The organism is Clostridium sp. BL-8 (genome assembly GCF_002006495.1).
Classification (GTDB): domain Bacteria; phylum Bacillota; class Clostridia; order Clostridiales; family Clostridiaceae; genus Clostridium.
This window is the reverse complement of record NZ_LZZL01000225.1, coordinates 1-617: the sequence shown is the minus strand read 5'-3', so window position 1 is coordinate 617 and position 617 is coordinate 1. Positions and strand designations below refer to the sequence as shown.

At 29.7% G+C, this 617-nt stretch carries 1 protein-coding gene; it reads right to left on the bottom strand.

The genetic code is table 11. The annotated features are described in order from the left end of the window. On the bottom strand, positions 1–521 hold a 521-nt coding region (locus tag CLOBL_RS27360), incomplete at its 3' end, for a GNAT family N-acetyltransferase (protein ID WP_077861851.1). Positions 522–617: the final 96 nt, after the last annotated feature.

Below are 617 nucleotides of genomic sequence, written 5' to 3'. Positions count from 1 at the left end.
TCTCCGATAATTTTCTCCATCCAAATCATATCATACCACTTTTTAAACTTATATCCACATTTAGAAAAATGCGCAACTTTATTATATCCTAAATGCTCATGAAAATATTTACTGTCATTGGTGAGATTTATATCCTCAATAGATGTATAAGCTATACACGCATTCATATTAAGAATATTTTGCTTCTTTAATATTTCTTCCAAGGCTAAATACAATTTTTTGCCTACGCCTTTACCTTGACAATTCTGTCTTACATATACAGTAGTTTCAACAGCCCAATCATATGCAGCTCTCCCCTTAAATGGCGAAACATATGCATAGCCAATAATCTGACTGCTATCTATTGCTACAATATATGGATATTTTTTTAGTGTATTATTAATCCTATCACTAAATTCTTCAACAGTTGGAACATCATATTCAAAAGTTATTGCAGTATCCTTTACATAAGGTGCATAAACTTCCAAAATTTCTTTTGCATCTTCTTTAGCTGCCATACGTATTGTAACACTTGTATTCATTATAATGCCTTCTTTCTTTTTATCAAAGCAAATCTATTCTTTTTCTGAATAGTGCCATATTCTAATTTACTATTAAATTTTTACGTATATTAATGC